Below are 25757 nucleotides of genomic sequence, written 5' to 3' on the forward strand. Positions count from 1 at the left end.
GTGACCTTCGATCCACAGATCGAACACCGGACCGCTTGCAGCTTGTAGCTTGCAGCTTGTAGCTGGCCCCGATCACACCAAGTCTCCAGTCAGGCCACGGGAGCGAAGGCGCCTCGACAACCGATCAAAGTACAAATAGATGACAGGCGTAGTGAACAGCGTCAGCACCTGGCTGACCAGCAGCCCGCCAACCATCACCAGGCCCAGGGGCTGGCGCAGTTCGGCCCCCGAGCCGCTGGCGAGCATCAGCGGGATGGCGCCGAACAGTGCTGCCAACGTGGTCATCAGGATCGGCCGGAAGCGCAGCAGCGCGGCCTGGTAGATGGCCGCTTCCGGGGCCATGCCCTGGTTGCGCTCGGCCTCCAGGGCGAAGTCGATCATCATGATCGCGTTCTTCTTGACGATACCGATAAGCAAAATGATGCCGATGATGGCGATCATGCCTAGGTCGTTACCGGAGAGGATCAACGCCAGCAAGGCGCCCACCGCCGCCGACGGCAGGGTCGAGAGGATGGTCACCGGGTGGATGTAGCTCTCGTAGAGCACGCCAAGCACGATGTACATGGTCACCACCGCCGCCAGGATCAGCAGCAAGGTGCTCGACAGCGAGGCCTGGAAGGCTTCGGCCGCGCCCTGGAAGCGGGTTTGCACGCCCACCGGCATGCCGATGTCCTGCTGCACCTGCTCGATGACCTTGACCGCCTCGCCGAGGGCCACGCCGTCGCCAAGGTTGAACGACATCATCACCGCCGGGAACTGGCCGATATGGGCAATCGCCAGTTGCGCCTGGCGCTGCTCGATGCGCGCCAGGCTCGACAGCCGCACCTGGCCGCCGTCGGCAGCCTTGACGTGAATCTGCTCGAGCACCTGCGGGCCGATGCTCGACGCCGCCTCGGCCTGCAGCACCACGCGGTACTGGCTGGCCTGGGTGTAGATGGTCGAGATCTGCCGCTGACCGAAGGCATCGTAGAGGGCGTTGGTGATGTCGGCGACGTTGATGCCCAGGCGGCTGGCGGCGTCGCGGTCGATCACCAGGAATACCTGCAGGCCCTTGTCCTGCAGGTCGCTGGCGACATCGGTGAGTTCCGGGCGTTGCTGCAGGGCATCGACCAGCTTGGCGCTCCACTGCGCCAGCAGCTCGGCATCCGGCGAGGACAGGCTGAACTGGTACTGAGTGCGGCTGACCCGGTCTTCGATGCTCAAATCCTGCACCGGCTGCATGAACAGGCGGATGCCGACCAGCTTGTCGACCTCCGGTTGCAGGCGGGCAATCACCTGGGCTGCGGTGAGGTCACGCTCGCCATGGGGCTTGAGGTTGATCAGCAGGCGACCACTGTTAAGCGTGGCGTTGTCGCCATCGACGCCGATGTACGACGACAGGCTCTGCACCGCAGGGTCCTTGAGGATCACCGCGCTGAGCTGCTGCTGGCGCTGGCTCATGGCGCTGAACGACACCGACTGCGGCGCCTCGGAAATACCCTGGATCACCCCGGTGTCCTGCACCGGGAAGAAGCCCTTGGGCACCACCAGGTACAGCAGCACGGTCAGGCCCAGGGTCGCCACGGCCACCAGCAGGGTCAGCGGCTGGTGGCGGAGCACCCACTGCAGGCCACGGCCGTAGTAGTCGATCATCCAGTCGATCCAGGCGCCGCTGGCACGGTAGAAACGCCCCTGCTCTTCCTCCTTCGGTTCGCGCTTGAGCAAGCGCGCGCACATCATCGGCGTCAGGGTCAGCGACACCACCAGGGAAATCAGGATCGCCACCGCCAGGGTGATGGCGAATTCGCGAAACAGCCGGCCGACCACATCGGCCATGAACAGCAGCGGGATCAGTACCGCAATCAGCGAGAAGGTCAGCGAAACCAGGGTGAAGCCGATCTGCCGCGCGCCTTTGAGCGCCGCCTGCATCGGCGTTTCGCCCTCTTCGATATGCCGCGAGATGTTCTCCAGCATGACGATGGCATCGTCGACCACAAAGCCGGTGGCGATGGTCAGGGCCATCAGGGTCAGGTTGTTGATCGAGAACCCGGCCAGGTGCATGACCGCAAAGGTGCCGATCAGCGACAGCGGCACAGCCACCGAGGGGATGATGGTGGCGCTGAAGCGGCGCAAAAAGATGAAGGTGACCATGACCACCAGGGCGATGGCGATCAGCAGCTCGTGCTGCACGTCCTTGACCGAGGCGCGGATGGTCTGGGTGCGGTCGGTGAGCACGCTGACATCCAGGCCCGCCGGCAGGTTGTCGGTGATCGACGGCAGCATCGCCTTGATCCGGTCGACCACCTCGATGACGTTGGCCCCGGGCTGGCGCTGGATGTTCAGCAGCACCGCCTGGTTCTGGTTGGCCCAGGCCGCCAGGCGCTCGTTTTCGGCGCCGTCGACGATCTCGGCGACATCCTTGAGGCGCAGCGGCGCGCCGTTGTTGTAGGCGAGAATCAGGTTGGCGTATTCCTCGGGCGAACGCAGCTGGTCGTTGGCGTCGAGCATCGATACGCGCGTCGGGCCATCGAAGTTGCCTTTGGGCTGGTTGACGTTGGAGGCGCCGATCAGGGTGCGCACGTCGGCCAGGTTGAGCCCGGCCGAGGCCAGGGCGTCGGGGTTGACCTTGATCCGCACCGCCTGGCGTTGGCCGCCGGCGATGCTGACCATGCCGACGCCGCCGATCTGGGCGATTTTTTGCGCCACGCGGGTGTCGACCAGGTCGTTGAGCTTGGGCAGCGGCATGGTTTTCGACGAAATCGCCAGAGTCAGCACCGGCGTGTCGGCCGGGTTGACCTTGTTGTACACCGGTGGCGCCGGCAGGTCGCTGGGCAGCAGGTTGCTGGCTGCGTTGATCGCCGCCTGCACCTGTTGCTCGGCAACGTCCATGTTCATGTCCAGGCTGAAGCGCAGGGTCAGCACCGAGGCGCCACCGGAGCTGGTCGAGGCCATCTGGGTCAGCCCGGGCATCTGCCCGAACTGGCGCTCAAGCGGCGCAGTGACCGCGCTGGTCATCACTTGGGGGCTGGCGCCGGGGTACAGGGTCATCACCCGGATGGTCGGGTAATCGACCTGGGGCAGCGCCGCCACCGGCAGCATCTTGTAGGCGATCAGGCCGGCCAGGACGATGGCCAGCATGCTCAGGGTGGTCGCCACCGGGCGCAGGATGAACAGCCGCGAGAGGTTCATGCGCCGGCCTTGCCCTGTGCGCCGTCAGCGGCGGAGGCTTCTTTCTTGTCCTGGCCCTGCAGGTGCTGGCCAGGGGTGACCGGCACTTCGGCGCTGTCGTTGACCACCTCTACCTCGCTGCCATCACGCAAGCGGTCGGTGCCTTCGAGCACCACCCGCTCGCCCTTGGCCAGGCCTTCGTTGACCACGGTGAGATCACCATCGCTGGCGCCCAGCGTGAGCTTGCGGATGCGTACCTTGTTGTCGCCTTCCATGACATAGACGAACGAGCCGTCGGTGCCGAACTGGATCGCCGCCGACGGCGCCATCACCACATCCTTGAGGGTATCGGCGAGCAGGCGCACGTTGACGAACTGGTTGGGGAACAGCGCTTCGTCCTGGTTTTCGAAGAAGGCCTTGAACTTCAGGGTGCCGGTGGTGGTGTCGATCTGGTTGTCGAGGCTGCGCAGCACGCCTGCCGCCTGTTGCTTGCTGTCGCTGCGGTCCCAGGCCTCGACCGGCAACTGCGCGCCGCTGCGGTAGCGCGCCAGCACCGTGTTCAGCTCTGTTTCCGGCAAGGTGAAGGCCACGGTGATTGGCTGGGTCTGGGTGATGACCACCAGCGCGGTGGTGTCGTTGGCCGCCACCAGGTTGCCGACGTCCAGCTGGCGCAGGCCCAGACGGCCGCTGATCGGCGCGCGGATGCGGGTGAAGTCGAGGTTGAGCTTGGCGTCGCCTACCGCCGCCTGGTTGGTCTTGATCGTGCCCTGGTACTGGCCGACCAGTGCCTCCTGGGTATCGAGGGTCTGCTTGGCGATGCTGTCTTCGGCGAACAGGCCTTTATAACGCTGCAGGTCGATCTGGGCGTTTTTCAGTTGCGCCTGGTTCTGCGCCAGGGTGCCTTCGGCCTGTTGCAGGGCGATCTGGTAGCTGCGCGGGTCGATCTCGGCCAGCAGGTCGCCGGCCTTGACCTTCTGGCCTTCCTGGAAGTTGACCTTGACCAGTTCGCCACCGACCCGGCTGCGCACATTCACCGTGTTGGTCGCGGTCACCGTGCCCAGGGCCTTGAGGTATACCGGGAAGTCGCCAACCGTGGCCGGCTCGACCCGTACCGGTACCGGCCCGCCGAACGCGCCAAAACCCGGCCGCCCGCCCTTGCCGCCCGGCGCGGCACCGGCCTTGTGCGCCGCCGGCGACGGCCACAGCCACCAGCACAGGCCGGCGACCAGCAGCAGGATCAGCAGGCCGACAAGCCAGCGACGGGAGGAACGGGAACGAGAAAGCATCGGTTGATCGACCATTGTGCGGGAAAGAATTCTTTTCAGGAGGCTGAACGATAAGCACTGCAGACAGATAAGCAAAGCGCCTTTACCGGCACTTTACCTTGAGCTTACGTAGCTAACGTAATGAACTATAAATAAAAACGGCCTGGACGAGGGCCAGGCCGTTACAACTCTTAGCAATTCTTCGCGGGGCAAGCCCGCTCCTACAGGGATGGTGTAGGAGCGGGCTTGCCCCGCGATCGGCTGTCACTGTTACTTCAGAACAGCCAGGGCAGCCTCATAATTCGGCTCTTCGGCGATTTCGCCAACCAGCTCGCTGTGCAGCACCTTGTCGTTCTCGTCCAGCACAACAACGGCGCGGGCAGTCAGGCCGGCCAGCGGGCCGTCGGCGATTTCAACACCGTAGTTGCCGAAGAATTCACGGCCGCGCAGCAGCGACAGGTTCTGCACGTTCTCCAGGCCTTCAGCACCGCAGAAGCGCGCTTGCGCGAACGGCAGGTCGGCGGAGATGCACAGGACGACGGTGTTGTTCAGCTCGTTGGCCTGGGCGTTGAACTTGCGAACCGAAGTGGCGCAGGTCGGGGTGTCGACGCTTGGAAAGATGTTCAGCACTTTGCGCTTGCCGGCCAGGGAAGCCAGGGTCACGTCGGCAAGGCCTGCACCAACCAGGGAAAACGCAGGTGCCTGGGCGCCGACTTTCGGCAGTTCGCCTTTGACCTGAACCGGGTTGCCTTTAAGAGTCACTTGAGCCATGAACGAAGTCCTTATGCGGGGGTGATTAAAGGACCAGAGTTAACCATGAAAGTGCCCGTCTACCTATGGGCGAATGTTAAATTGTTGAATTGCCAGACAACTTTTGTGGACAATCTTTAGTTGTCCGGGAGCCGATTGCCGGCTCCCGAATCAGGCATTTCAGCTCAGCAGCGAGTACACCAGTGCCGAGATGGCCACCAGGCCCACGGCGACGACGAAGACGTTGGACATCTGCCCGCGGTACTTGCTCATCGCCGGCACCTTGCGGATGGCGTACATCGGCATCAGGAACAGGATCGCGGCGATCACCGGGCCGCCGAGGGTCTCGATCATGCCGAGGATGCTCGGGTTGAGGGTGGCGACGATCCAGCAGATGATCAGCATGAAGGCTGCGGTCATGCGGTCCAGGGCCTTGGCGCCCGGGCGCTTGCCGGTCTTCAGCACCAGGCCTTTGAGGCCTTCGCTGGCACCGATGTAGTGGCCCAGGAACGACTTGGCGATGGCGATGAAGGCAATCAGCGGCGCGGCGAAGGCGATGGTCGGGTTGCTGAAATGGTTGGCCAGGTACGACAGGATCGACAGGTTCTGCGCCTTGGCTTCGGCCAGTTGCGCCGGGGTCAGGGTCAGTACGCAACTGAACACGAAGAACATCACCATGGCCACCATCAGCAGGTGGGCGCGGCACAGGATCTGCCCGCTGCGCTCATCGGCATGCGCGCCATAACGGCGCTTCTGGTCAACGGCAAAGGCCGAGATGATCGGCGAATGGTTGAACGAGAAGACCATCACCGGAATCGCCAGCCACAGGGTATGCAGGAACGCCGAGCCCGAAGGCATTTCAGTGGCGGTGCTGAGGATACCGCCACTCCAGTGCGGAATCAGGAACACCGCGAGGAACGCCAGGGCGACGATGAACGGATAGACCAGCCAGCTCATGACCTTGACCGTGGCCTGCTCGCCGCAGCGCACGATGGCCAGCAGGCCGAGGATCAGCACGAACGACAGCAGCGCGCGCGGTGGCGGCTCGATGTGCAGCTGGTGCTCCATGAAGCTGCCGACGGTGTTGGTCAGGGCCACGCTGTAGATCAGCAGGATCGGGAAGATGGCGAAAAAGTACAGCAAGGTGATCAGGGCACCGGCACTCAGGCCGAAATGCTCTTCGACCACGTCGGTGATGTCGGCGCCGTCGCGCCCGGAGAGCACGAAGCGGGTCAGGCCGCGGTGGGCGTAGAAGGTCATCGGGAACGCCAGCAGCGCCAGGATCAGCAGCGGCCAGAAGCCGCCGAGGCCGGCGTTGATCGGCAGGAACAGGGTCCCGGCGCCGATCGCCGTGCCAAACAGGCCCAGCATCCAGGTAGTGTCCTGACGGGCCCAGCTGCCGAGGGCGGCGGGGGTCGATTCGAAGCGTTGTTCAACGCTTGGGGCCTGCTCATTCATCCGGGTGCAACTCCACTCGCAAGACTGCAACAGGGCCAGGAGTGGCTAAACAGACGCTTCGCCCCTCTTGACCATACAAAGAGGGGCGCGATTGTGCGCCGATTGGTTGCACTTGCAAAGCCCTGGCCGAGGAGTGGTTGCACCTTGGGTTGAAAGCATCGCGGGTCAAGCCCGCTCCCACAGGAGCTACCCCATCCTTGAAATCAGCTGAGTCACTGTGGGAGCGGGCTTGACCCGCGATTAAAGTTACTTATTGAACCGCAGCGAACGCCTTGGCCACCTGTTGCAGGTTGTCCGGACGCAGGCCGGCCATGCACACCCGGCCGCTGTCGATCAGGTACACACCGAACTCGTCACGCAGGCGACGCACCTGCTCGACGCTAAAGCCGGTGTAGCTGAACATGCCGCGCTGGCGCAGGAAGAACTGGAAGTCCTGGCCCGGCAGCAAGTCACCCAGGGTATCGACCAGGGCCTGGCGCATGTCGAGGATACGCAGGCGCATCTTCTCCACTTCCGCTCCCCACTGGGAATTGAGCTCGGCATCACCGAGCACCGCGGCCACCAGCTGGGCGCCAAAGCTTGGCGGGCTGGAGTAGTTGCGGCGCACGGTGGCCTTGAGCTGGCCGAGCACGCTTTGTGCAGTATCGCTGTCGTCACAGACCACCGACAGGCCGCCAACCCGCTCGCCATACAGCGAGAAGATTTTCGAGAACGAGTTGCTCACCAGGCACGGCACGCCGGCGCGGGCCACTTCACGGATGGCGTAGGCGTCTGCGTCCAGGCCTTCGCCAAAGCCCTGGTAGGCGATGTCGAGGAACGGGATCAGGTTGCGCGCCTTGAGCACTTCGATCACTTGCTGCCACTGCGCCTGGCTCAGGTCGACGCCGGTGGGGTTGTGGCAGCACGGGTGGAGCAGGACGATGCTGTTGGCCGGCAGGCCGCTGAGGCTGCCAAGCATGCCGTCGAAGTCGACGCCGCGGCTGGCCGGGTCGAAGTACGGGTAGGTGTTGACCTTGAAACCTGCGCCTTCAAAGATCGCCCGGTGGTTGTCCCAGGTCGGATCACTGACCCACACCTGCGACTCGGGGAAGTAGCGCTTGAGGAAGTCGGCACCGACTTTCAGCGCGCCGGAGCCGCCGACGGTCTGTACGGTGGCCACACGACCGGCCTCGACCGCCGGGTGGCCGGCACCGAACAACAGCGCCTGGATCGCCTGGCGGTAGCTGTTCAGGCCTTCCATCGGCAGGTACATCGAGGCTTCGTGAGGCTGGGCGGCAAAGCGCTGCTCGGCTTCGCGCACCGCGGCCAGCTGTGGCACCACGCCTGCGGCATCATAATACAGGCCGATGCTCAGGTTGACCTTGGCGCCGCGCGGATCGGCCTTGAAGGTCTCCATCAGGGAGAGAATCGGATCGCCGGCATAGGCATCGACATGTTTGAACACAGCGCACAGCTCCTTGGGTCAGGACAGTTCGGACTAAAAGCTGTGTCGAGGATACCTGTACTGGCGGCCGAGGAACATTACCCTTGGTGCAACTGATTTATGCATGTATGCACGGTAATCGGCTGGCTGCCCTACCCCGCCAAGCCCTGCAGCTGCTCAAGCTCCGCCACTGTCAGGTTCACGCCCTCCTTCGCCGACTGCTCGCGCTCGCGAAAACGCCGCTCACCCGGCATGCGCTGCAGGCCCACCGCCTGCATCTGCCGCACCAGCTCGCGGCTGCGTTCAGCAAAGCGGTTACCCACTGAGCGGGCCGGGTCGATGACGATGATCAACTGCCCGCTCCAGGGCGTTTTCGCGCCTGGGTGCTGCGACCAGTCGAACTCGAACGAGAAGTTGCCGCCGGTCAGCGCCGCCGCCAGCAGTTCGACCATCATCGACAGCGCCGAGCCCTTGTGCCCGCCAAACGGCAGCAGCGCGCCGCCATCGAGAATCGCCTGCGGGTCGCAGGTCGGTTCGCCTTTATTGTCGACGCCCATGCCTTCGGGCAGCCGTTCACCCTTGCGCGCGGCGATCTGCACGTCGCCATGGGCCATGGCGCTGGTGGCCATGTCGAAGACGATCGGGTCGCTGCCGGCGCACGGCGCGGCAAAGGCAATCGGGTTGGTGCCAAACAGCGGTTGCCGGGCGCCATGGGGCACCACGCAGGTCATGCTGTTGACCACGCTCAGGGCCACCAGGCCTTCATCGGCAAAAGGTTCGACATCCGGCCAGAGGGCGGCGAAATGGTGCGAGTTATGGATCGCCAGCACGGCAATGCCGGCGCTGCGGGCCTTGGCCACCAATAGCTCGCGCGCCGCGGCCAGGGCCGGCTGGGCAAAGCCGCCCTTGGCATCGACGCGCACATAACCGCTGGCGAGGTCTTCGACAGCGGGTACGGCCTGGCCATCGACCCAACCACTTTCCAGGGTCGAGACATAACCGGGAATACGGAACACACCGTGGCTGTGGGCGCCATCGCGCTGGGCGCTGGCGCAGTTGAAGGCCAGGGCCTGGGCGACCGCTGCGCTGCAACCATGACGGACGAAAATACGCTGCAACAAGGCCTGCAGGTCGGCAAAGGCGATCTGCACGACAGCAGTGTCGGGACGTGCGGACATCTGAAGCTCCCTTATTGGATTTGGAATGGGCGACAGCGATGGGCAATGGCCAGACTTTCCTCCAGTGACAGCAAACTGTCAAATGTTGACTTGATGACAGAAAACATTCATTTTCTGTTTCCACGGACCACCGCCTTCGAGTATCGCCCTGTGAGCCAACCGATCAAACAGCGCCTGGAACACAGCCTGCACAACGCAGCGGCGTCGGGGCGCAAGATCGCCAGCTACATGCTCGCCCACCTCACCGACCTGCCGTTCGAAACCTCCGCAAGCCTGGCGGCGAAAATCGGCGTCAGCGAGTCGAGTGTCGGGCGCTTCTGCCGCTCGCTGGGTTACGAGCACCTCAAGGCCCTCAAGCACGATCTTAAGGACGACCTCGGCGAAGGCCCGTGGCTGGTCGGTGATCGCCTGCAAGAATTTCGCCAACGCCATGGCCAGGATGCCGCCGGCCTGGCACGCAGCCTGGAGCAGGAGGTCGGCGCCCTGGTGCGGGTTTACGAATACAGCCGCACCCCGGCCTGGAATACCGTCAGCCAGCGGCTGGCGCAGCGGCGCAAGGTGTTTATCGCCGGTTTTCAGACCGAGCGCGGCATCGCCCAGTGCATGGCGCACCTGCTGCAATACCTGCGCGACGGCGTGCAGGTAGTCGATGGCAGTGCCGGGCATTTTGGCGAAGTGCTGCTCAGTGACCCGGCCGACTGCGCCCTCGTGGTGTTCGAGGCCCGCCGCTATTCCCGCCATGCCCTGAACCTGTGCCGCAAGGCGCATGCCGCGGGCATTGCCGTCACCCTGGTGACCGACACTTTTTGTGACTGGGCCGATGCCAACGCCAGTGAGGTGTTTCGCATCCCCACCGAATTCAATCTGTTCTGGGAGTCCACCGCGACGATGCTGTCGTGGGTACACCTGATGGTCAACGAGGTCTGCAAGAAGCTAGGACCGGATGTTGAAAAACGCTTGGAAGCAACTGCAGCTCTACACAACGAATTCGTTGGCTACACGTCAACGAGCAAACAATAGCAAGAGTGCAAACAACAACAGATCGAGGTGTGTCATGAAACCTGTTATCCGCTTCGCAGGGGCTTGCGCCCTGCTGCTCGCCGGCTCGACCCTGGCCCAGGCCGAAACCCTGAAGATCGCTACCGAAGGCGCTTACCCACCGTTCAACTACGTTGATTCGGATAACAAACTTCATGGCTTCGACGTCGACATCAGCCACGCCCTGTGCGAACAGATGAAGGTCGAATGCACCCTGGTGGCCCAGGACTGGGAAGGCATCATCCCGGCCCTGATGGCCAAGAAGTACGACGCCGTGGTGGCGTCGATGATCGATACCGAAGAGCGGCGCAAGAAGATCGCCTTCACCAACCACTACTACAAGACCCCGTTGTCGGTGGCCGTGGCCAAGGACAGCGACATCACCGACGCACAGACCACCTTCAAAGGCTACACGGTCGGCGCGCAATCCTCCTCGACCCAGGCTATCTATGCCGAGGACGTCTATGGCAAGGCCGGTGCCGACGTCAAACTCTACCCGACCCTTGATGAAGCCAACGCCGACCTCGCCGCCGGGCGCCTGGACGGGGTGATTGCCGACAAGTTCCCGCTGACCGAATGGTTGGGCAAGGCCGGCAAGGACTGCTGCAAGATCCTTGGCGACGTCAACGGCACCAAGGCCGACGCCTCGATTGCTGTGCGCAAGGAAGACCAAGCGCTGCGCGAACGCCTGAACAAGGCCCTGGACGAAATCGTCGCCAACGGCACCTACCAGAAGATCGCCAGTCGCTACTTCGACTTCGATATCTATCAGTAAATCTCACGTCCTGTGAGGGACCTGTGGGAGCTGGCCTTGCCAGCGATGCAGACGCCGCGCACTGACTGACTGCGTGTCGATGCCATCGCCGGCAAGGCCGGCTCCCACGGGGCTGTGTGTCTGTCTTGCGAGAGGGTTTGAGCATGCTCGAACAACTGTCACTGCTTTCCTTCGCCAGCGGCGGCTGGGGCCAGGCTTTGCTGGCCGGCGCCCTGGTGACCATTTCCCTGGCCCTGGCCTGCCTGCCCATCGGCCTGCCGCTGGGCCTGGGCGTGGCCCTCGCCGCCCGCTCCTCCAGGCGCTTCCCGCGTGCTGCGGCGACGGTGTTCTCTACTGTGTTTCGTGGCCTGCCGGAACTGCTCACGCTGCTGATCATCTACTACGGCTGCCAGATTGCCGCGCAGAAAATCCTCCTGGCCATGGGCTATGAAGGCGAAGTGCTGATCAACACCTTCCTGGCGGCGATGATCGCCTTCAGCCTGGTGTTCGCCGCGTTCTCCAGCGAGATCTGGCTGGCCGCGTTCAAGACCGTCGCCAAGGGCCAGTACGAAGCCTCGGCGGCGCTGGGCTTGAGCAAGGCCACGACCTTTCGCAAGGTGGTCTTCCCGCAACTGGTACGCATCGCCCTGCCGGGCCTGTCGAACAACTGGCTGTCGCTGCTCAAGGACACCTCACTGGTCTCGACCATCTCCCTGGTCGACCTGATGCGCCAGACCAACCTCGCGGTCAGCGTGACCAAGGAACCGATGTTCTTCTACGGCGTCGCCTGCCTTGGCTACCTGTTGTTCTCGGCGCTGTCGGGACGGGTGTTCAGCTTCATCGAACAGTATTTCAGCCGCCATTTGCGGGGGGCACGGACATGAGCTTCGAACAACTGCTGGCGCTGGTACTCGACCCCGACCTGCTGGAACGCTACGGCCCGCGTTTTATCGACGGCCTGCTGGTCACCGGCAAGCTGGTGGCACTGTCGTTTACCCTCGGCGCCCTGCTCGGCATGCTCCTGGCCCTGGCCCGGCTGTCGGACAAGCTGGTGCTGCAACGCCTGAGCGCCGGCTACATCTACTTCTTCCGTGGCTCGCCGCTGCTGGCCCAGCTGTTCTTGCTGTACTACGGCCTGGGGTCGCTCAAGGGCTTCTGGCAAGAGGTTGGCCTGTGGTGGTTCTTCCGCGATGCCTGGTACTGCACGGTGCTGGCCTTCACCCTCAACACCGCCGCCTACCAGGCGGAGATCTTTCGGGGCAGCCTGCTGGCGGTCGCCCCCGGCCAGTACGAAGCCGCCAAGGCCCTGAGCCTGAAGCGCTCGACCACCTTCTTCAAAGTGATCCTGCCGCAGTCATTGATCGTTGCCATCGGCCCGCTGGGCAACGAACTGATCCTGATGATCAAGGCCAGCGCGATTGCCTCGCTGGTGACCATCTACGACCTGATGGGCGTGACCAAGCTTGCGTTCTCGCGCAGTTTCGACTTCCAGATCTACCTGTGGGCTGCCGTGCTCTACCTGCTGATCGTCGAGATCGTGCGGCGCAGCCTGAAACACATCGAAGCCCGCCTGGGCCGCCACCTGCGCTGATCGCCTGTTTGTGAGGACCGCTCCAATGCATTGTCAAACCATCGTTCTGGGCGCCGGCATCGTCGGCGTGTCCACGGCCCTGCACCTGCAGGCACGCGGGCGCAAGGTGATCCTGATCGACCGTGAAGAGCCCGGCAGCGGCACCAGCCATGGCAACGCCGGGCTGATCGAGCGCTCCAGCGTCATCCCCTATGCCTTCCCCCATGAGCTGTCGAGCCTGTTGCGTTACGGCCTGAACCGCCAACCCGACGTGCGCTACAGCTTCACCCACCTGCCGCGGATCGCCCCGTGGCTGTTCAAATACTGGAAGAACTCCTCGCCCGCCGGCCTTGCCGTGGCCACCCAGGCCATGCTGCCGCTGGTGCAGCGCTGTGTCGAAGAACACGACGCGCTGATCGATGCCGCAGGCCTCGGCGAGCTGGTCAAGGCCAGCGGCTGGATCGAGGTGTACCGCAATGAAGAGGCCTACCGCAAAGCCGTGGCCGACGCCCATGCCCTGAAAGCTTATGGCTTGAAGTACGAAATTCTCGACCGCCAGCAACTGCACGCGCGCGAAGTGGACCTCAGCGACAAGGTGGTCGGCGGTATTCACTGGCTCGACCCCAAGACCGTCAGCAACCCCGGCGGCCTGACCCGCGGCTATGCGGCGCTGTTCGTCCAGCGTGGCGGCCAGTTCATCCACGGCGATGCCCGCACCCTGCGCCAGATCGGCAGCGACTGGCAGGTCGATAGCCGCCAGGGGCCGATCAGCGCGCCGGAAGTGGTGATCGCCCTCGGTCCGCAGTCGGCCGAGCTGTTCAAGCCGCTGGGTTATCGCATTCCGCTGGAAATCAAGCGCGGCTACCACATGCACTATCGTGCCCGTGACGGCGCCGAGCTCAAGCATTCGATCTGCGATGCCCAGGGCGGTTACGTGCTGGCGCCGATGGCCATGGGCATCCGCCTGACCACCGGCATCGAGTTCGCCGCCAGCAGCGATGCCGCCAACCAGATCCAGTTGCAGCGCTGCGAAGCGTTGGCGCGCAAGGTCTTCCCGCTGGGCGAGCGGATCGATGCCGAACCCTGGCTGGGCCGCCGCCCGTGCCTGCCGGACATGCGCCCGGTAATCGGCCCGGCCGCGCGCCACAAGGGCCTGTGGTTCAACTTCGGCCATGCCCACCACGGCCTGACCCTGGGCCCGGTGACCGGCCGCCTGCTGGCGCAAATGATCACCGGCGAAACACCCTTTACCGACCCTGCGCCGTACCGCGCGGACCGCTTCAACTGATCGCGGGAGAATAACAACATGACCGCTTCACTGAGCCTTGCTACCCCAACCCCTGCCCTTGCCGCCGACCCGCGCAAGGTCGTGGTGACCATCGAGGGCCTGAACAAGCACTACGGCGCCTTCCATGTGCTGCGCGACATCAACCTGCAGGTGCGCGAGGGCGAGCGTATCGTCTTGTGCGGCCCTTCCGGTTCGGGCAAATCGACGCTGATCCGCTGCATCAACCGCCTGGAAATCGCCGAACAGGGCAACATCCGCGTCAACGACACCGATCTTGCCCTGACCACCCGCCAGGCCGCCGAGGTGCGCAGCGAAATCGGCATGGTGTTCCAGCATTTCAACCTGTTCCCGCACATGAGCGTGCTCGACAACTGCACCCTGGCGCCGATGAGCGTGCGCGGCCTGTCGCGCAAGGAGGCCGAAGACCGCGCGCGCTTTTACCTGAACAAGGTCGGGATCGAAAGCCAGGCCGGCAAATACCCCAGCCAGTTGTCTGGCGGCCAGCAACAACGGGTGGCGATCGCCCGGGCGCTGTGCATGAAGCCGAAGATCATGCTGTTCGACGAACCGACCTCGGCGCTGGACCCGGAGATGGTCGCCGAAGTGCTGGATGTGCTGGTGAAACTGGCCGATACCGGCATGACCATGCTCTGCGTTACCCATGAAATGGGCTTCGCCCGCCAGGTGGCCGAGCGGGTGCTGTTTCTCGATGGCGGGCAGATCATTGAAGACGCAGCGCCCGAGACGTTCTTCAGTAACCCGCAGAGTGCGCGGGCCAAGGGCTTTCTGGCGCAGATACTGCACTGAGGCCTTTGGGCAAGGCTTCGCCTTGCATCGCTGGCAAAGCCAGCTCCCACAGAGATCTCTGCAGCACTGAGGATCTGTGGGAGCCGGCCTTGCCGGCGATGGGCTGCGTAGCAGCCCTGGTTTGCTTGCGAGAAATACTAGTTATGTTATAACGCATCACCCAATCACTCAGCGACCGCCACCTCACCCATGCCACCCGCCACCCACCGCCTGCTTTGCATCGACGCCCTGCGCGGCCTGGTCATTGTCTTCATGCTCCTTGACCATGTACGCGAAACCTTCTTTCTGCACCGCCAGGTCAGCGACCCGATGGATGTCGCCAGCACCGACCCCTGGCTGTTCCTCAGCCGTACCCTCGCCCACCTGTGTGCGCCGGTGTTTGTCCTGCTGACCGGTTTGTCGGCTTACCTGTATGGCGAAAAGCACCAGGGCAAGGCTGCGGTTTCGGCCTTCCTGTTCAAGCGTGGCCTGGTCCTGGTGCTGCTGGAGTTCACCCTGGTCAGCCTGGCCTGGACCCTGGAACTGCCGCCCAAGGTGATCTACCTGCAGGTGATCTGGGCCATTGGCTTGAGCATGATCGCCCTGGCCGGCCTGGTGTGGCTGCCGCGCCCGCTGCTGGTGGTAATCGGCGTGCTGATCGTCGCCGGGCACAACCTGCTCGACCCGCTGCACTTCGCTGCGGGCTCGGCGCTGCATGTCCCTTGGGCGATCCTGCATGACCGTGGCTGGATCGAGGTAGCCGACAACTTGCGCCTGCGTACCTCGTACCCGTTGCTGCCATGGATCGGCGTAATTGCCCTGGGCTATGCCATGGGCCCCTGGTTTGCCCAAGGTGCAGATGCGCAGGCACGTCAGCGCACGTTGCTGCTGACCGGCCTCGGTGCCCTCGCCGGCTTCCTGCTGCTGCGATTGCTCAACGGTTACGGCGAAGCCCGGTGGCAGGTTGGCGAAACCACGTTGCGCACGCTGATGAGCTTTTTCAACATCACCAAATACCCGCCATCGCTGCTGTTCCTGGCCCTGACCCTGGGCGTCGGCCTGTTGCTGCTGCGCAGGTTCGAGCACCTGCAAGGCAGCCGTGCGATCCGGGTGCTGAGCGTATTCGGTGCCGCGCCGATGTTCTTCTACCTGCTGCACCTGTACGCACTGAAAGTGCTGTACCTGATCGGCGTCGCCTGCTTTGGCCTGAACCAGGGCAGCTACTTTGGTTTCGACGGGGTCTGGTCGGTATGGCTGACGGCGATGGCCTTGAGCGTTGCGCTCTATCCGCCGGTGCGCTGGTTCGCCGCGCTCAAGGCCCGGCGCCGCGATATCGGTTGGCTGAAGTACTTCTGAACAGGCCCGCCCCTGCTGCAATCAGGGGCAGGCCTGGCAAGGCTTACTGCGGGTGCATTTTTGATTTGATCAGGCCGGCGATGAAGGTGAGCACCGCGCCCCCTGCACCGCCGCCGACAATACTGCTGATCAGTGCCGGCAGGTCCAGCGAACCGCCCGCGGCCACCGCCGCACCGGGTTCACCGGTAAAGGCTGCGAGTATCTGCCCGACAATCACCCCACCCACTCCACCGAAGATCGAGTTGAGTAACGGGCCCATGCTTTGTTTACTCATACCGGCTGCGTTGCCGCCCACCACACCGGCAACAATCTGAATAATCAGACTGACAATATCCATGATCCAACCCCTTTGTAGCGTTATCAATTGACGACTCGCGTCCTGCTACTTCAGAAAGTCACGACCACGGGAACAGAGACGCCGCGCTCCGGTCAACGACGGCACACTGTTGCGGATAGGCACAGTATAGGTAGCCAGCGGCCAGTGCGCCAAAACGGCGCTCAGGGCTTGATGTTCTTCAGGCAGTTGAGCAGGCCCAGCAGCTCGTGCAGTTTGTCTTCGCCGAATTGCTCAAGGATGCGCTGGTAGTTGTGTTCCATGTCTTCGCTCATGTCGACGAAGCATTGCTGGCCCTGTTCGGTCAGGCCGACGAACACCCGGCGCTGGTCCTGGGTCGACTTCTTGCGCCGCACCAGGCCGTCACGCTCCAGGCGCGCCAGCACGCCGGTCATGCTCGGCTTGAGGATGCAGGCCTGCTCGGCCAGTTGGTGGCTTTCCAGTTCGCCTTGCTGGCGCAGGATGCGGATCACCCGCCACTGTTGTTCGGTCAGGCCATGGGCGTTGAGCAAGGGCCGGAAGAAGGCCATGGCGGCTTCGCGGGCTTGCAACAGGGTCAGGGTCAGGGACGGTCTTGGAGTGGGCATGGTTCAGGCTGGTAGTCATCGGTGACAGCCAGCTTAAGAGAAACCGCGCGATGCAGCAAAGCCGCGCAGGCGCTGGTTCGGCCATACACCGGACGCTTGTTAAATATAATGAACTGGCCGTAGCAGACGCCTTGCCGGTTATCGGGGGCTGCAGGCTGATAATTGCATCCAGGCAATCTCAAGCTTCGCCCGTGCAATCTGAAGTCGTTTGACATATTACACGGCTCTGGCAAGCTATATGACAGGTTTCGACCGGATACAGCCCCTTGCTTGGCGTACCGGCAGTGCTCGAAACCTCAGGCAGCGCAAAGGTTCCAGCAGCGCGCCTGCACAATAATGACAGGCTGCGCCTGTCCCAAGGTGACATATGCCCAACAGCAACATTGGCAATAAGAATCAAACCCTTCGCAAACCCGTCGTGCTGATGACCATGGGCTCCCAGGAGCGCAAAGGCCACGACTATCAGGTAATGACCCACAAATACATCGTACCGCTGGTTGAACACGCCGGCTGTGTACCGGTGCTGGTGCCGACCTGCTGCGGTACTGACGACCTCGAAGCCTACCTGGACATGGCCGACGGTGTTTACCTGACCGGCGCCGGCAGCAACATCGACCCGGCCCTGTACGGCCAGGAGAACGAAACCCCGGGCAAGGCCCAGGACCGCGACCGCGACCTGTTCGACCTGCCGCTGGTGCAACTGGCTATCGCCCGTGGCCTGCCGATCTTCGGCATCTGCCGTGGCATGCAGGAAATCAACGTGGCGCTGGGTGGTGACATCTACCAGAAGGTCTACGCCGAGCCAGGCTTCAACGACCACCGGGAAAACCCGGACGATCCGGTCGATGTCCAGTACAGCGCGGTTCACAGCGTCAAACTGGAGCAAGGCAGCTGGCTGCAAAAGTTGCTGCAGAGCGATGAAATCCGCGTCAACTCGCTGCACGGCCAGGGCCTGAAAAACCTCGGCGAAGGCATCGAACCCCTGGCCCGTGCCGAAGACGGCCTGGTCGAAGCCATCCACGCCCCGAGCCTGTCGCCGTTCCTCTTCGCGGTGCAATGGCACCCGGAATGGCAAGCGGCGAAAAACCCCGACTCGGTGAAGATGTTCCAGGCCTTTGGTGAAGCTTGCCGCAAGCAGGCTGCCAAGGGTCAGGTGGTGAAGAAGCTGGGTACGGCTGCCTGATTGTTGATTGAACTGGTTCCTTCGAGATTCGTTGGAGCCGGTTTGGTTTACTGGCGAAGCATGTTTTTCATTGCCGGCAAGGCCACGAGCAGCGCTAACAATAACCAGACAAACGATATGACTGTCGCAACGGTCATGTTGATCGACTGTTTATATACAACTACAGCCAGTACGAACTGAGTAGTCGGTAAAAGAAACTGGAATGTACTCATTGTCGTCAACGCCAGGCGTCTGGCCGAAAACGCGATCAGAAGTAACGGCACCACCGATACCAGCCCGGCAAACAGCAGGACAATCGACATCGACGTGGGCATCGTCACGGGCAACGCCATCTCCCATGAAGTAAAAAGCAGTGCTACCAGGCAAACCAGCGATAACAGCAAAGTTTCCAGTGTAGTTGCGCATAAGGCATCAATCGTCGATACCTTCTTCAAACACACATACCCGCCCCACGTAAGCGCTATCGCCAGATAGATGCCATGATTCAGCCCCTGTGCGTACACCGCCAAATAGGCCAGTGCGATGCCAATCAGAACGAAAGCGACTGTGTGCAGGCTGCTCAAACGCTCACTCAGCATCAGCACGCTGGCTGCGACCGTGATGCAAGGAGCAATCAAATACCCCAGACCAGACTCCAGGACAAAACCCTGAATAGAGGCGTAAATAAATAAGCCCCAGTTCGTCGCCAGGAGCAATGCAGCCACCCCGTGAACGACTACGCTGTTCAGCGTTAAATTCCGGTAGAGCGCACCCAGCTTACCCAGCAGCACCAGCGCCAGCATCAACACAGCCAGCGAGAGCAACACCCGGTAAGCAACGAGCACCGAGGGTGAAACCTCCCGCAGCGCCTTCCAGTACAGCGCCGAGCCCCCTAACCAAATATTGGCGCCCATCCCAGCGATGATTGCCAGCGTATTGCTCCTGCCTGTTGTTTGGTCAGGTTTGCGGGTCACGGTCTCTGAAGGCGACATGGAAGGACCAACCTGGGTCGATGGCAAGGGCTATCGATCCTAGTCGCAATTGCGACCGTCAGAGTTGAGATTAATCTGACATTGAGGAAGGATTGATCCTGTTTCTTCGGCTAAGGCAAGACCTGTAAACCGTGTCCCCGGTTTGCAATGTTTCTCACCCCTGCACTTCGACGCCAGGCCCCTGCAAACGCGGCGCCCAGTCCTCGACTTCGGCCTTTTCCAAACGTCGTGACAGGGTCCGGCGCCAGGAAGCCGCCAACGGCAGTTCCAGGCACTGGCGAATCACTTCGAGGTCGACCTGCCTGTCGAACAGCACCGACGACAAGCGCGCTACCGACCACTGCGGATGCGGCCGTTCGATCAGCTCGATGTTCATGCCGGCAGCCAATATGCCTTCTTCCAGCACCCGGTAGTACCAGCCGGTACGGCCGCTTTGCTGGACCCGCAACGACATGTCTTTTACCCCGAAGCGGTCATTGAGTTTCCAGCACGGCATGCGCCCCTGGGAAATCTCCAGCAGCGCGCTGCCAGCGCGAAAGCGGTCGCCCAGGCACACGGCTTGCTCGGTCCAGCCGCAGGTGCTTAAGTTTTCGCCGAAGGCGCCCGGAGCCTGCAGCAGCGGATGCTCGCCCAGCTCTGCAGCCCAGGCGGCATAGTGTTCGCGGGGGTAATGGTGGATGGCCTTTTCGACCCCGCCATGCACGCGCAAGTCGCCCTGCTCGTCGCCAACCAGGCCCAGTTCGGTGACCGCGACCTCGCCGTCACGCGGCATCTTGGCGATGGCACTGGATGAGCCCGGACGGGTAAAAGGCACGGCGCGCCCGGTCAATACGCTTTGCAGTTGCAGTTGTTGCCCTAGCATGGGCCTCACTCCTTTACAGACTCGAATTTAAGGCAAGCATGTCGTCGGCAAAAAACAGGCAATTTGCTACTCTTGGCGATTTTAATCGGCCAACCGATGCCCTCAATGGGCAAGCCTTACCGTCGGCCATTCACGAGAAAAACGCCTTGAAACGCACCCGATTATCAGCGCTTTTGGAAGACGATGACGCTGGCGGTTACGTCTGTACCGACTGCCTGGACGACGCTGCGCTTAAAAAAATGTTCAGCAATCGTTCCATCAAACAATGCAGGGTATGCCAAGGTTCCGATCACCCTGTAGTTCGCGTGCAGACGTTGGTAACCAGCTTGTTGCGCATTATTCCTGAACGCTTCGCCCATGCCGACAGAAACATTGCTGAACCTGGGCAATCGTTAGCGCGCGTGGTCCAGGAGGTCATCGCCTGCCCTGACACTCGTCTCACTGAGGAAATAGCCTCGCGACTGATCATGCTCGATGACAGCGTCTTCCAGGCCGGTACGCTGTACTGCAGAATTCCCGGCGAACTGGACAACGCCTTTGATACAAGGCAGTTCTTGGCAAACCACTGGCAAACCATCGCCGATGAGTTGACCCATCGCCAGCGCTTTTTCAACGACCGCGCACAGACATTTTTCGAATCATTGTTCAGAGAGGCAGCCCAAGCCGTTCGGCAATCGCTGTTTGATCGAAAGCCCGCCGCCATCGCGCAGCTCCAACCGGGTGAGATTTTGTTCCGCGCCCGCCGCTTTGACCACGTTGAAGACTTCTACAATTTCCAGGCAGACCCCGGCCAACATTTGGGGGCACCACCCAAACATAAAGCAGGTCACAATCGCATGAACTGTTCGGGTATCTCGTTGTTTTACGCGGCAACGAACATCGCTACCAGCATTGCCGAAGTACGCCCTTCAGTGGGTGATCACATTGCCGTGGCCCGGTTCAGAACCACGCGCCAGCTCAAGTTGTTCGACTTCACTGGCCTCGACCGGCCCCGCGAGCAACAACGTATCAGCTATTACAGCGACAACTACGAAGAGCGGCGCATTCATCAAGCCATGCTCAACGACCTGCATCGCCTGATTGCTCGCCCGGTGCGCCAGGAAAGCACCCAGTACATCGTCACCCAGGCGATGGCCGAATACCTCAATTACAAGCACGAAGAGCAATTCGACGGCATCAAGTTCAGCTCTTCGCAGGAAGCAGGTGGGGTGAACATTGTGCTGTTCGCAGACAGACCTGTATCAGCAGACATGTGCGTCGCCGACTGGGAGCCGGCCTTTCCTGTCGCCTACGACGACAAACTGAGTAAATACCAGGTTAAGACTGTTCAGTACGGCGGCGATTGGTAACGGGCCAATAGGCAAAAAGCCAACAGCCTCGCTATGCTGCAAGGCATGAACGCCACCCTGCCCACCCGCACCCCCTGCCCGCCCGGCGCTTGCGACTGCGGCCGCGAGACGCTGCAGGACCCACGCATCCTGCTGCTGACGCGCCAGGAAGAAAGGCGCCTGCTCGAACGCCTGGAAAACCTGCAGAGCCTGGACGACCTGGAGCACATGCAGCGGCGCTTGTATGAGCAGTTGGGGATTCGGCTGCAGATCACCCCGAGCTTCAACGAGGTGCGGACCATGCGCGGCATCAGCATCCAGATCGAAGACCTGCCGGGCTTGTGCCGCAAGACCCGGCAGAACATTCCGGCGGCGATTCGCCGGGCGTTGGAGAAGCAGCCGGAGATTGCCTACCGGCTGCTGGATGCCCATGACTTGTTGCGCGATACCTGAAGGCTTACCAGTTGTAGGTCAGGTCGGTGGTGATGGTCCGCCCTTCGCCGTAGTAGCAGTCCACGTCACTGGTGCAGCGGCTGACGTAGGTCTTGTCTTCGAGGTTCTGCAGGTTCATCTGCACCTTCACGCCCTTCAGGCGCAGCGGCGATTGCTGCAGGTCGTAGGAGAGCATGGCGTCGTACACGGTGTAGGACGGGATGCTGAAATGCCCGTCGGCAAAATCGGTACCGTCGCTACCGCGCACATAACGCGCGCCCAGGCCCATGCCGAGGCCAGCGACCTTCGTGTCGCCGGTGAAGTGGTAATCCAGCCACAGCGCTGCGGTCATCGGCGGCGTGCCGGACGGATGACGGCCTTCGCGGCCGTCGTTGTCCTTGGTGTAGACCACGTCGTTGCGCGACACCGAGGCGATCAGGCCGAGGTTGTCGCTGAGGCTGGCCTTGCCCTCAAGCTCGACACCGCGTGAACGCAGCTCGCCGACCTGGCTGTTGAAGCCGGGGTTGCTGACATCGGCGGTGAGGATGTTCTGCTGCTTGATCTCGTACACCGAGAGCTGGATGAAGCTGTCCTGGCCAGGCGGCTGGTACTTGATACCGGCCTCGACCTGCTTGCCGGTGGACGGCTCGAACGCTTTGCCGGCGTAGTCGGCGCCGGCCAGCGGCAGGAATGATTCGGAGTAGCTGAGGTAAGGCGTGACGCCATTGTCGAAGGCGTAGCCCAGGCCGGCGCGGCCGGTGAATTTCTCGTCCTTGACAGTGGTATGGGTGCCAGCGAGCGGCTCCTTGTTATCGGCCTCGGCCCAGTCATAGCGACCACCGAGGGTCAGGAACCAGTTATCCCATTTGAGCTGATCCTGCACGTACAGGCCGGTCTGGTTGATGGTGCGGTCCCATTTGAACGGCTGGCCGAAGTTCATAGGCTTGCCGTACACCGGGTTGTAGAGGTCGATGATCGGCGGATTGCGGTCGTACAGGCCGAGGAATCGGGAGTTGGAGTGGTAGTAATCGACACCGATCAACAGGGTGTGGGCGAGGTCGAAGGTGTTGAACTTGGCCTGGGCCATGTTATCGATGCCGAACACCTTGTTGCGCTGGGCCCAGTCGACGCCAAAGCGGGTCATGGCGCTCTGGTCGTCGGCGCCGGTGACCGGGTTGGGCACGAAAGCGTAGCCGTGCAGTGGCGCCCGAAACTTGTCATCGACGTAGGCGTAGCGGGTGTTCTGCTTGAGGGTCCAGACATCGTCCAGCTCATGGCTGACTTCGTAGCCGAAGGTGTACTGCTCGCGATCGTAGGCGTTGACCCCCGGTTCACCGATGAAGCGGCTGCGCTTGATCCGCCCGTTGGCGCTGGCGAACACCGTACCCACCGCCGGCAACCCCTGGGCTTCGGGTACGCCGTTGTCGCGCTGGTAATGGCCGTAGACGGTCAGGCGGGTCTGCTCGTTGGGGCTCCAGGTCAGGCTCGGGGCGATCATGTAGCGCTGCTGTTCGACGTAGTCGATTTCGCCGTTCTTATCCAGGCCCATGCCGGTGACCCGGTACTGGTACTCGCCCTGGTCATCCACCGGGCCGGCGAAGTCGAAGGCGCCATAGCGGCGGTCCTGGCTGCCGCCGCCAAGCTTGACCTCATGCAGCGGCGTCGCGGTCGGGCGCTTGGAGACCATGTTGACCAGCCCGCCTGGCTGGTTCTGGCCGTAGAGTACCGAGGCCGGGCCCTTCATCACCTCGATGCGCTCCAGCGCGTAGGGGTCGATCTGCAGGGCGCCACCGGTACTGCCACCGCCATACGGCAGGTGCAGGCCGTCCAGGTACAGCGGCGTCGGGCTGAAGCCGCGGGAGGTCGGTTCGTCGAAAATCCCCACCCGGTCGGAGAAGCCGCCACCGGTAATGCCCGGGGTGTAGCGCAGGGCCTGGGTAACGGTCTGCGAACCCAGCGCCGAGATTTCATCCTGGGTGATGACGTTGATGGTCTGCGGCACTTCCAGCACCGAGGTGTCGGTTTTGGTCGCGGTACCGGTGCGTTTGGCCACATAGCCCTGCACCGGGCCCCAGGCGTCTTCACTGGCGTTGGAGACGATCTGGGTCAGGCCCAGCTCCAGCGCCCCGCTGTGCTCGGCCGGCACCAGGCTCCAGGTGCCGCCGGCGGTGATATTGAGGTTGAGGCCGCTGCCATTGAGGGCCTGGCTGGCCGCTTGCTCGGGCGTGAACTGGCCGCTGACCGCCGCCGAGCGCTTGCCTTGCAGCAGCGCAGGCTTGACCGACAGCACCCGCCCAGACTGACGGGCGATGCGGCTCAGGGCTTCGCCCAGGTCGCCGGCCGGGATATCGAAGCGCTGGCTGGCGCTGACGCGGCTGTCGGTTTGCGCCACGGCGTACAGTGGCGCGCTGCTGCCCAGGGCGATGGCAAGGGCCAGCAGGCTGGGACGGATCATGGAGTCGGGCATGGAGGGGTTGGCTCGTTCAAAGTTGTTGTCGATAACGAGGACACGCCACGCAACAAACCCCCTCAAGGAAATCGCAATTATTTTTATTTAGATCACATCGATGCGAGTCAACCAGCCGCCAAAGCTGTCGACCCGGATCGGCAAGGTCTCGGCCAGGGAGCGCAAGGTGCGTTCGCTGTCATCCAGCGGAAAGCTGCCATAGACCCGCACCTGCGCGGCCTGCGGGCTGATGCGCAGCAGCCCGGCGCGGTACGGGCGCAAGGCTTCGATCAGCTCGCCCAGGGGTTCGTCGCGCACATCCACGCGGCCCTCGGTCCAGCTCGTCCGGGTACGCAGCGACGCGGCCAGCGGCTGGCTGGCGTGGCCATCGAAACGAAAGGCCTGGCCCTCCTCCACACGCAAGGCGGGCGCACTGCCGCTTCTGAGCAGCACGCTGTGCTGCTGCACCGAGACCAGGCTCTGTTGTTGTTCCTGGCGCACACTGAAGCGCGTGCCCAGGGCCTGCACCTGGCCTTCGCGGGTGGCGACGACAAAGGGCCGGCCCGGCTCTGCAGCAACCTCGGCTTGCAGCTCGCCGTCGCGCAGCAGCACCAGCCGTTGCCCGGCGCTGAAGCGCACATCCACCGCGCTGCGCGCATTCAGGCACAGCCGCGAGCCATCGGCCAGGGTGAAGGTACGCCGCTCGCCGGTGCCGGTGCGCAGGTCGGCGAGCAGATCGCCCAGTGGCGTCATGCGGTTGCCGAGCGCGCCGGCGCCCAAACCCAGCAACAGCATCGCCAGGCCGCCGCCCAGGGCCTTGCGCCGCGACGGCGACGGCAAGGCGCGCAGGCTGCGGCTGGCCATGGCCAACTGGCCGGGGCTACGCTGCTCGGCCTGCTGCAGGTCGGCCAGGGGTTCGCCGAGCAAAGCGTTGACCCGCTGCCAGGCGGCCTGATGGCCGGGCGATTGCTTGAGCCAGGTGTTGAAGGCCAGCAGCAACGGGCTGCCGGCCGGGGCATTCTCCAGCTTGAGCAGCCAGTCCACCGCTTCGTGGGTAGCGCGGTCCAGTGGTGTGCTGCTCATTCTGGCCTGGCGCCCAGGCAATGCAGGAAGGCCCGGCGCAGGTCACGCTCGACCGTCGCCAGCGACACCCCCAGGTGCTCGGCGATGGCCGGCTGGCTCAGGCCTTCGAGACGATGCAGGATGAACCCATGGCGCACCCGCGGCGGCAGGCCGTCAAGCAGGCGATCGATTTCAGCCAGGGCTTCGCGCACCAGCAGCACGTCTTCAGCCGAAGGCATGCACTGCTCGGGCAGGCTCGCCAGCTCGTCGAGGTAGGCCTGCTCCAGCGCCCGGCGGCGGAACAGATTGCTCAGCAGGCGGCGGGCGACAGTGGCGAGAAACGCCCGCGGCTGGTCAAGGGCGGGCAAGGCGCTACTGGTCATGGCCCGCACAAAGGTGTCCTGGGCCAGGTCCGCGGCATCGTCCGGGCAGTTCAGCCGCCGGTACAGCCAGGCACGCAGCCAGCGGTGATGGTCACTGTAGAGGTGGGCGACGATAGCCTTGGAGTCGACAGAGCTCGGCACGAGGGTGATCACACA

23 protein-coding genes are annotated in these 25757 nt (G+C 63.0%); 10 read left to right on the forward strand and 13 right to left on the reverse strand.

The window, feature by feature from the left end:
• Window positions 1-72: 72 nt before the first annotated feature.
• The 6 genes from ACIOVF_RS00375 to ACIOVF_RS00400 all read right to left on the reverse strand — a co-directional run bounded on the left by ACIOVF_RS00375 (window position 73) and on the right by ACIOVF_RS00400 (window position 9221).
• Window positions 73-3168, reverse strand: a complete 3096-nt coding sequence (locus tag ACIOVF_RS00375; protein ID WP_045198253.1) for an MdtB/MuxB family multidrug efflux RND transporter permease subunit — start codon at window positions 3166-3168, stop codon at window positions 73-75.
• Entirely contained in the window at window positions 3165-4448 is a 1284-nt protein-coding gene (locus tag ACIOVF_RS00380) for an MdtA/MuxA family multidrug efflux RND transporter periplasmic adaptor subunit (protein ID WP_045198251.1), read from the reverse strand. Before ACIOVF_RS00380 ends, ACIOVF_RS00375 begins: the two co-directional genes overlap by 4 nt.
• A gap of 234 nt (window positions 4449-4682) precedes the next feature.
• Window positions 4683-5183 carry a thiol peroxidase gene (tpx, locus tag ACIOVF_RS00385; RefSeq protein WP_195884259.1) on the reverse strand — a complete coding sequence of 167 codons (501 nt, stop codon included), beginning with the start codon at window positions 5181-5183 and terminating at the stop codon, window positions 4683-4685.
• Between the two features lie 159 nt (window positions 5184-5342).
• Window positions 5343-6620: a serine/threonine transporter gene (locus ACIOVF_RS00390; protein WP_045198247.1), complete on the reverse strand. Its 1278-nt coding sequence runs from the start codon at window positions 6618-6620 to the stop codon at window positions 5343-5345.
• A 250-nt stretch (window positions 6621-6870) separates the two neighbouring features.
• On the reverse strand, window positions 6871-8064 hold the full coding sequence (locus ACIOVF_RS00395; RefSeq protein ID WP_401286523.1) for an aromatic amino acid transaminase: 1194 nt from the start codon (window positions 8062-8064) through the stop codon (window positions 6871-6873).
• A 131-nt stretch (window positions 8065-8195) separates the two neighbouring features.
• Window positions 8196-9221: an Ldh family oxidoreductase gene (locus ACIOVF_RS00400; RefSeq protein WP_401286525.1), complete on the reverse strand. Its 1026-nt coding sequence runs from the start codon at window positions 9219-9221 to the stop codon at window positions 8196-8198.
• A 150-nt stretch (window positions 9222-9371) separates the two neighbouring features.
• Here ACIOVF_RS00400 and ACIOVF_RS00405 point away from each other — a divergent pair, with 150 nt between their 5' ends.
• The 7 genes from ACIOVF_RS00405 (at window position 9372) to ACIOVF_RS00435 (ending at window position 16013) form a co-directional block, all read left to right on the forward strand.
• The gene (locus ACIOVF_RS00405; RefSeq protein WP_045198460.1) at window positions 9372-10241 is read left to right on the forward strand and encodes a MurR/RpiR family transcriptional regulator; all 870 of its coding nucleotides are present in this window, start codon (window positions 9372-9374) and stop codon (window positions 10239-10241) included.
• A 34-nt stretch (window positions 10242-10275) separates the two neighbouring features.
• Window positions 10276-11034 carry a transporter substrate-binding domain-containing protein gene (locus ACIOVF_RS00410; RefSeq protein WP_045198241.1) on the forward strand — a complete coding sequence of 253 codons (759 nt, stop codon included), beginning with the start codon at window positions 10276-10278 and terminating at the stop codon, window positions 11032-11034.
• A gap of 143 nt (window positions 11035-11177) precedes the next feature.
• Window positions 11178-11897 carry an ABC transporter permease gene (locus ACIOVF_RS00415; RefSeq protein ID WP_045198240.1) on the forward strand — a complete coding sequence of 240 codons (720 nt, stop codon included), beginning with the start codon at window positions 11178-11180 and terminating at the stop codon, window positions 11895-11897.
• Window positions 11894-12604 (forward strand): ABC transporter permease, encoded by a 711-nt coding sequence (locus ACIOVF_RS00420; RefSeq protein WP_045198238.1) that lies wholly within the window; start codon window positions 11894-11896, stop codon window positions 12602-12604. Before ACIOVF_RS00415 ends, ACIOVF_RS00420 begins: the two co-directional genes overlap by 4 nt.
• Before the next feature lie 25 nt (window positions 12605-12629).
• The gene (locus ACIOVF_RS00425) at window positions 12630-13871 is read left to right on the forward strand and encodes an NAD(P)/FAD-dependent oxidoreductase (RefSeq protein ID WP_401286528.1); all 1242 of its coding nucleotides are present in this window, start codon (window positions 12630-12632) and stop codon (window positions 13869-13871) included.
• An 18-nt stretch (window positions 13872-13889) separates the two neighbouring features.
• Window positions 13890-14678, forward strand: coding sequence for an amino acid ABC transporter ATP-binding protein (locus tag ACIOVF_RS00430; RefSeq protein WP_401286530.1), 789 nt, complete (start codon window positions 13890-13892; stop codon window positions 14676-14678).
• Between the two features lie 189 nt (window positions 14679-14867).
• Window positions 14868-16013 carry a DUF1624 domain-containing protein gene (locus ACIOVF_RS00435; RefSeq protein WP_401286532.1) on the forward strand — a complete coding sequence of 382 codons (1146 nt, stop codon included), beginning with the start codon at window positions 14868-14870 and terminating at the stop codon, window positions 16011-16013.
• A gap of 43 nt (window positions 16014-16056) precedes the next feature.
• On the opposite strand, the gene ACIOVF_RS00440 is transcribed toward ACIOVF_RS00435, so the two are convergent.
• Both ACIOVF_RS00440 and hpaR read right to left on the reverse strand, forming a co-directional pair.
• The gene (locus ACIOVF_RS00440; protein ID WP_010222003.1) at window positions 16057-16350 is read right to left on the reverse strand and encodes a hypothetical protein; all 294 of its coding nucleotides are present in this window, start codon (window positions 16348-16350) and stop codon (window positions 16057-16059) included.
• A 161-nt stretch (window positions 16351-16511) separates the two neighbouring features.
• Window positions 16512-16934: a homoprotocatechuate degradation operon regulator HpaR gene (gene hpaR, locus ACIOVF_RS00445; RefSeq protein ID WP_401286534.1), complete on the reverse strand. Its 423-nt coding sequence runs from the start codon at window positions 16932-16934 to the stop codon at window positions 16512-16514.
• A gap of 367 nt (window positions 16935-17301) precedes the next feature.
• On the opposite strand from hpaR, the gene ACIOVF_RS00450 reads away from it, so the two are divergent.
• Complete coding sequence (locus ACIOVF_RS00450) at window positions 17302-18117, forward strand: gamma-glutamyl-gamma-aminobutyrate hydrolase family protein (protein ID WP_045198229.1); 816 nt, start codon at window positions 17302-17304, stop codon at window positions 18115-18117.
• 47 nt (window positions 18118-18164) lie between these two features.
• Here the strand turns inward: ACIOVF_RS00450 and ACIOVF_RS00455 are convergent, their stop codons facing one another.
• Window positions 18165-19088: an EamA family transporter gene (locus ACIOVF_RS00455; RefSeq protein WP_258593650.1), complete on the reverse strand. Its 924-nt coding sequence runs from the start codon at window positions 19086-19088 to the stop codon at window positions 18165-18167.
• Window positions 19089-19242: 154 nt separating this feature from the next.
• Window positions 19243-19950: an MOSC domain-containing protein gene (locus tag ACIOVF_RS00460; protein WP_401286537.1), complete on the reverse strand. Its 708-nt coding sequence runs from the start codon at window positions 19948-19950 to the stop codon at window positions 19243-19245.
• 38 nt (window positions 19951-19988) lie between these two features.
• Here ACIOVF_RS00460 and ACIOVF_RS00465 point away from each other — a divergent pair, with 38 nt between their 5' ends.
• Window positions 19989-21299 carry an RES family NAD+ phosphorylase gene (locus ACIOVF_RS00465; RefSeq protein WP_401286539.1) on the forward strand — a complete coding sequence of 437 codons (1311 nt, stop codon included), beginning with the start codon at window positions 19989-19991 and terminating at the stop codon, window positions 21297-21299.
• A gap of 45 nt (window positions 21300-21344) precedes the next feature.
• Complete coding sequence (locus ACIOVF_RS00470; protein WP_176794330.1) at window positions 21345-21731, forward strand: hypothetical protein; 387 nt, start codon at window positions 21345-21347, stop codon at window positions 21729-21731.
• Window positions 21732-21735: 4 nt separating this feature from the next.
• Here ACIOVF_RS00470 and ACIOVF_RS00475 read toward each other — a convergent pair whose 3' ends face one another.
• The 3 genes from ACIOVF_RS00475 to ACIOVF_RS00485 all read right to left on the reverse strand — a co-directional run bounded on the left by ACIOVF_RS00475 (window position 21736) and on the right by ACIOVF_RS00485 (window position 25742).
• A complete protein-coding gene (locus ACIOVF_RS00475; protein ID WP_401286541.1) occupies window positions 21736-24177 on the reverse strand; it encodes a TonB-dependent siderophore receptor in 2442 nt (813 codons plus the stop codon).
• Window positions 24178-24264: 87 nt separating this feature from the next.
• Window positions 24265-25239: a FecR family protein gene (locus ACIOVF_RS00480; RefSeq protein ID WP_401286543.1), complete on the reverse strand. Its 975-nt coding sequence runs from the start codon at window positions 25237-25239 to the stop codon at window positions 24265-24267.
• Window positions 25236-25742, reverse strand: coding sequence for a sigma-70 family RNA polymerase sigma factor (locus ACIOVF_RS00485; protein ID WP_401286545.1), 507 nt, complete (start codon window positions 25740-25742; stop codon window positions 25236-25238). Before ACIOVF_RS00485 ends, ACIOVF_RS00480 begins: the two co-directional genes overlap by 4 nt.
• Window positions 25743-25757: the final 15 nt, after the last annotated feature.

The sequence above is a fragment of the Pseudomonas sp. NPDC087612 genome (assembly GCF_044743505.1).
In the GTDB taxonomy this organism is placed as follows: domain Bacteria; phylum Pseudomonadota; class Gammaproteobacteria; order Pseudomonadales; family Pseudomonadaceae; genus Aquipseudomonas.

What these genes read in the sequence shown, in the direction of transcription:
- ACIOVF_RS00375 (WP_045198253.1), bottom strand. Translation starts at nt 3,168, where the DNA reads ATGAACCTCTCGCGGCTGTTCATCCTGCGCCCGGTGGCGACCACCCTG.
- ACIOVF_RS00380 (WP_045198251.1), bottom strand. Translation starts at nt 4,448, where the DNA reads ATGGTCGATCAACCGATGCTTTCTCGTTCCCGTTCCTCCCGTCGCTGG.
- tpx (WP_195884259.1), bottom strand. Translation starts at nt 5,183, where the DNA reads ATGGCTCAAGTGACTCTTAAAGGCAACCCGGTTCAGGTCAAAGGCGAA.
- ACIOVF_RS00390 (WP_045198247.1), bottom strand. Translation starts at nt 6,620, where the DNA reads ATGAATGAGCAGGCCCCAAGCGTTGAACAACGCTTCGAATCGACCCCC.
- ACIOVF_RS00400 (WP_401286525.1), bottom strand. Translation starts at nt 9,221, where the DNA reads ATGTCCGCACGTCCCGACACTGCTGTCGTGCAGATCGCCTTTGCCGAC.
- ACIOVF_RS00410 (WP_045198241.1), top strand. Translation starts at nt 10,276, where the DNA reads ATGAAACCTGTTATCCGCTTCGCAGGGGCTTGCGCCCTGCTGCTCGCC.
- ACIOVF_RS00415 (WP_045198240.1), top strand. Translation starts at nt 11,178, where the DNA reads ATGCTCGAACAACTGTCACTGCTTTCCTTCGCCAGCGGCGGCTGGGGC.
- ACIOVF_RS00420 (WP_045198238.1), top strand. Translation starts at nt 11,894, where the DNA reads ATGAGCTTCGAACAACTGCTGGCGCTGGTACTCGACCCCGACCTGCTG.
- ACIOVF_RS00425 (WP_401286528.1), top strand. Translation starts at nt 12,630, where the DNA reads ATGCATTGTCAAACCATCGTTCTGGGCGCCGGCATCGTCGGCGTGTCC.
- ACIOVF_RS00430 (WP_401286530.1), top strand. Translation starts at nt 13,890, where the DNA reads ATGACCGCTTCACTGAGCCTTGCTACCCCAACCCCTGCCCTTGCCGCC.
- ACIOVF_RS00435 (WP_401286532.1), top strand. Translation starts at nt 14,868, where the DNA reads ATGCCACCCGCCACCCACCGCCTGCTTTGCATCGACGCCCTGCGCGGC.
- ACIOVF_RS00440 (WP_010222003.1), bottom strand. Translation starts at nt 16,350, where the DNA reads ATGGATATTGTCAGTCTGATTATTCAGATTGTTGCCGGTGTGGTGGGC.
- hpaR (WP_401286534.1), bottom strand. Translation starts at nt 16,934, where the DNA reads ATGCCCACTCCAAGACCGTCCCTGACCCTGACCCTGTTGCAAGCCCGC.
- ACIOVF_RS00450 (WP_045198229.1), top strand. Translation starts at nt 17,302, where the DNA reads ATGCCCAACAGCAACATTGGCAATAAGAATCAAACCCTTCGCAAACCC.
- ACIOVF_RS00455 (WP_258593650.1), bottom strand. Translation starts at nt 19,088, where the DNA reads ATGTCGCCTTCAGAGACCGTGACCCGCAAACCTGACCAAACAACAGGC.
- ACIOVF_RS00460 (WP_401286537.1), bottom strand. Translation starts at nt 19,950, where the DNA reads ATGCTAGGGCAACAACTGCAACTGCAAAGCGTATTGACCGGGCGCGCC.
- ACIOVF_RS00465 (WP_401286539.1), top strand. Translation starts at nt 19,989, where the DNA reads ATGTCGTCGGCAAAAAACAGGCAATTTGCTACTCTTGGCGATTTTAAT.
- ACIOVF_RS00470 (WP_176794330.1), top strand. Translation starts at nt 21,345, where the DNA reads ATGAACGCCACCCTGCCCACCCGCACCCCCTGCCCGCCCGGCGCTTGC.
- ACIOVF_RS00475 (WP_401286541.1), bottom strand. Translation starts at nt 24,177, where the DNA reads ATGCCCGACTCCATGATCCGTCCCAGCCTGCTGGCCCTTGCCATCGCC.
- ACIOVF_RS00480 (WP_401286543.1), bottom strand. Translation starts at nt 25,239, where the DNA reads ATGAGCAGCACACCACTGGACCGCGCTACCCACGAAGCGGTGGACTGG.